This is a genomic window from Rhodococcus sp. LB1 (assembly GCF_001583455.1).
GTDB lineage: Bacteria > Actinomycetota > Actinomycetes > Mycobacteriales > Mycobacteriaceae > Rhodococcus_F > Rhodococcus_F opacus.
The window spans coordinates 19,871-20,214 of sequence record NZ_LTCZ01000421.1; the positions used below are offsets into that span (position 1 = coordinate 19,871).

The 344-nt window shown below is 69.8% G+C and carries 1 protein-coding gene; it reads right to left on the bottom strand.

Going from position 1 to position 344, the window contains the following annotated elements:
• Window positions 1–83: 83 nt before the first annotated feature.
• A partial coding sequence (locus tag AZG88_RS55910; protein WP_442971775.1) for a mycothiol-dependent nitroreductase Rv2466c family protein occupies window positions 84–344 on the bottom strand: 261 nt, incomplete at its 5' end.

Consider the following 344-nt stretch of genomic DNA (forward strand, 5'->3'; position numbering starts at 1 on the left):
AGATCTACCGCGATCCGCAGCTACTGCAATACGCGGCCGACCCGGCCGGGCCCGTCACTCGGTGACCGTGCCCGGGACGGGGCTCAGTCGAACTGGGGGTCTTCGGTCCGGGTGCGCTTCAGCTCGAAGAAGTGCGGGTAGCCGGCCAGTGCGACCGCACCGTCCCACACCTTGCCCGCGTCCTCGCCGCGAGGAATCCGCGACAGGACCGGGCCGAAGAACGCGACACCGTTGACGTGGATGGTCGGGGTTCCCACGTCCGGTCCGACGGCGTCCATGCCTGCGGCGTGACTCTCGCGCAGTGCGGCGTCGTACTCCTCGGATTCGGCGGCCTCGGCCAGTTC